General features: G+C 69.4%; 4 protein-coding genes. 3 read left to right on the top strand and 1 reads right to left on the bottom strand.

Features of this window, described 5'->3' with window-relative positions; translation table 11 throughout:
• Positions 1-116: adenosylhomocysteinase (locus tag ACFU53_RS47280; protein WP_384006633.1), on the top strand; the 116-nt coding region annotated here is incomplete at its 5' end.
• Between the two features lie 149 nt (positions 117-265).
• On the top strand, positions 266-880 hold the full coding sequence (locus ACFU53_RS47275; protein WP_384006630.1) for a hypothetical protein: 615 nt from the start codon (positions 266-268) through the stop codon (positions 878-880).
• A 60-nt stretch (positions 881-940) separates the two neighbouring features.
• Here the strand turns inward: ACFU53_RS47275 and ACFU53_RS47270 are convergent, their stop codons facing one another.
• On the bottom strand, positions 941-2,026 hold the full coding sequence (locus ACFU53_RS47270) for an RDD family protein (RefSeq protein ID WP_384006627.1): 1,086 nt from the start codon (positions 2,024-2,026) through the stop codon (positions 941-943).
• Positions 2,027-2,165: 139 nt separating this feature from the next.
• On the opposite strand from ACFU53_RS47270, the gene ACFU53_RS47265 reads away from it, so the two are divergent.
• Positions 2,166-3,173 (top strand): stage II sporulation protein M, encoded by a 1,008-nt coding sequence (locus tag ACFU53_RS47265; RefSeq protein ID WP_384006624.1) that lies wholly within the window; start codon positions 2,166-2,168, stop codon positions 3,171-3,173.
• Positions 3,174-3,605: the final 432 nt, after the last annotated feature.

The following is a 3,605-nucleotide window of genomic DNA, read 5'->3' as shown; positions in this document are numbered from 1 at the left end:
CCCGCCTCCACCTCGACGCGCTCGGCGTGAAGCTCACCACCCTGCGCCCGGAGCAGGCCTCCTACATCGGGGTCGAGGTCGAGGGCCCGTACAAGTCGGATCACTACCGCTACTGATCCGCCCGGCGACGGGTGCGTCCATGCACTGACGCAACCGTCACGGCAGCAGCTCCCAGGCAGGCCCCCGCACCCCCGTGCCGGGGGCCTGCCCCTTCGGCCCGTGCCCGCCAGTCAGTCGGACCAGCCCGTCAAGAGCCAGGACCCCCATGCCCCGTGGCCGGTATTCGCTTCACGACCCGCACGACCACACCCTCCTCGCCGAAGAACACTTCCACTGCGCGCCCGGCCCGTCCGGCTGGCGCTATGTCTCCCAGCTGACCGACCAGTCCGGCGACTATGTCGGCTCCGTCGACCTCGCCCTCGACGAACTCGGCCGCCCCATCCGCCTCGAACTCCATGCCGCGAGCTGGCAGGTCCGCGGCGCCGCCCTCGACGGCGTCACCTGGGTCCGCACCGACCCCACCGGCACGGAGGCCACCGAAGGCAATGTCCACGCCCACGCCTTCACCGGCACCTCCCCGGCGTTCCTGATCGCCACCGCCCGCCTCCTGCACCTCACCCCCTCCGCACCCGCCACCCGCGTACGCCTCGTCGCCTTCACCGACCCGGTCCTCGCCCCGCGCACCTTGGACCAGTCCTGGGCCTTGATCCAAAGAGAAGCACACGCCACTGACAACGGCCCTCTGGCCGTGGACGAATACCAGGTCACAGCCCTGGACACGGGCGAGCGGCACACCGTTCACATCGCGGGAGACGTAGTTCTGGCGGCACCAGGAATCGAGCTGGAGCACCTGGAAACACCGCCGTCGACGTTCGACTGAGGCCGTCGTCCGACTGACCCCGTGCCCGGCCGACAGCGGTAGGGCGGGCGGGGCCGTGACTCACGCAGGCGGTGCGAACCCGGTGCTCGGCCGCTCGGCAGGCGGCTCCTGCGGCGACTCGAGGGTTACCGGTACCGCGGGAGCGGCTGCGCCGGGCACGCCGGCCCCAGGACCAGCACCTGCGGCACCCGCAGGCGGTACATAGCCGGGGGCGCCCGCAGGCATGGCCCGGCTCACATACCCCCCAGGCGGCGCATACGCCGGAGCGACCGGAGGCTGAGCCACCGGCCCACCCCACCCGGGCCCACCGACCGGCGCACCCGGCACGCCACCCCCCGCGACCGCACCCGCCGCGCCAGGCGTGCCCAGAGCACTCGGCACGCCACCCACACCCGCCGTGCCCCCGAAGGCCTGGCGAGCCTCCCGCGCCTGCCGCTCGTGCACCACGGCCGCCAGATACGCGCCCGGCGGCACCCCGTACGGCGCCGGAGCTCCCGTACGTGCCGCGAGGTCCGAGGCGAGACGTTCCGCCATGGCCGCGCCGACGTGCGGGTCCAGCTGCCGCATCCGCGTCAGGTACTGGCGGATGGCCAGCCACAGCCCGTCCGGAACGGCGGACAGGTCGAGCCCGGAGAACTGCCCCACGAGCCAGGGCGGCGGCGGAGGCACGAACGCCGTCTGCCCGGCCGGAACCCGCTCCCGCACGACCAACGTCCCCGCGAAAACGTCACCCAGCCGCCGACCCCGCTCCGACACGAGCGAGGCGATGCACGCGACGACCCCGAACGTCATCAGGATCTCGACCACCCCGACCGCACCGCGCACCAGCGCGTGCCGGAACCGGATCGGTCCACCGTCGTCCCGCACCACCCGCAGCCCGCACGCCAGCTTTCCCAGCGAACGCCCATGGCTCAGCGTCTCCACCGCGATCGGCCCGCCCACCAGGACGAGCAGGAAGCTCGCGATGGATATCGCCATCTGCGCGGCCTCGTCGAGGCCTGCCGTCGACAGCACCAGGATCAGTACCACCGCGAGGTACACGACCATGGCCACGATCAGGTCGAGCAGCACGGCCAGCGCTCGGCTCGGCAGCTTCGCGGGACGCAGTTCCAGCGCCACCGCCTCGCCCGTCACTAGCTCACTCACACCCGTAGTCCTTCCGGTTTCATCCCCTGATCTGCCCCGAGAGTGGCCAGTCTGCCAAGCTGAGGTCACATCGCGCCGCAGTACGACGAGTACGACAAGCCGACACGCAGTACGAGAGGGACGAGGAGCAGCACACCCGATGGACCTCGATGTCTTCGTGTCCGCCCATCGCGCCGAGTGGGACCGCCTCGACGCCCTGCTCCGCCGCCAGCGACGTCTCAACGGAGTAGAGGTCGACGAACTCGTCGCCCTCTACCAGCGCACCGCCACCCACCTCTCGCTGATCCAGTCGAGTGCTCCGGACCCTCAGCTCACCGGGCGCCTCAGCCAACTGGTGGCACGCGCGCGTAGCGCCGTGACGGGAAACCGACGGGCCTCCTGGCGCGACGTCACCCGCTTCCTGACCCACGGCTTCCCCGCCGCGGTCTACCGCTCCCGTCACTGGTGGGTCCCCACCGCACTGCTCTCCACCCTCGTCGCCGTGCTCCTGGGGTGGTGGATCGGCACCCACCCGGAGGTCCAGGCCTCCATCGCGGCCCCCGACGCACTCCGCGAGATGACCCGCCCCGGCGGCCAGTACGAGACGTACTACTCAAGCCATCCCGCCGCGTCCTTCGCGGCACAGGTGTGGACGAACAACGCCCAGGCTGCCGCGATGTGTCTGGTCCTGGGCATCTTCTTGGGCCTGCCGGTCCTCTGGATCCTGCTCCTGAACATGCTCAACCTGGGTGTGGGCATCGGCCTGATGACCTCGGCCGGCCGCCTCGATGTCTTCCTAGGCCTGATCCTCCCGCACGGCCTGCTGGAACTGACCGCTGTCTTCGTGGCCGCCGGCACGGGCCTGCGCCTCGGCTGGACCCTCATCGACCCTGGCCCCCGCACCCGCCGTTCGGCCCTGGCCGAGGAGGGGCGAGCCGCCCTGGGCATGGCGATAGGCCTGGCGCTGGTCCTCTTCATCTCCGGTGCCATCGAAGGCTTCGTCACCCCCTCCGGCCTGCCCACCTGGGCCCGCATCAGCATCGGCGTCCTCGCCGAGGTCGCCTTCCTCGCGTACGTCTATGTCCTGGGCGGACGGGCTGTCCGGGCCGGTGACACGGGCGACGTGGAGGAGCACGAACGCAGCGCCGCGGTCCCTACGGCCGCCTGATGTGCGTTCACCCCCGCCGGGCTGTTAGTCTCCTCTTCGTTCCCGCAAGAGCCGTTGACACGGCGCATGTGGGGAGGTAGATTTGAACAGTTGCCTAGAGGTGGACATACCCCAGGGCGGCAATGAAAATCTATCGGCTTCTCGTGAATATGATTTCCCGAGTGAGCCCACCCGATGATTCGGAACGAACGGCCGGTCAGTCCGGCCAAAAGCTTCTGATAAAGTCGGACTCGCCGAAAGAAAGCCACAAGGCAATCAATTAGGCAAAGGCCTTCCAACGGCCACCGGAAATGAATTCCGAACCGGAAACGGAACGGAAAACGGATCTGGTAAGGTTGGAAACGCAAGACCGAAGGGAAACTGCCCGGAGGAAAGCCCGAGAACAACTTGGGTGAGTACAAAGGAAGCGTCCGTTCCTTGAGAACTCAACAG

This window comes from Streptomyces sp. NPDC057474 (assembly GCF_042802555.1).
Taxonomy (GTDB): Bacteria; Actinomycetota; Actinomycetes; order Streptomycetales; family Streptomycetaceae; genus Streptomyces.
This window is presented reverse-complemented; position numbering and strand designations above follow the sequence as displayed.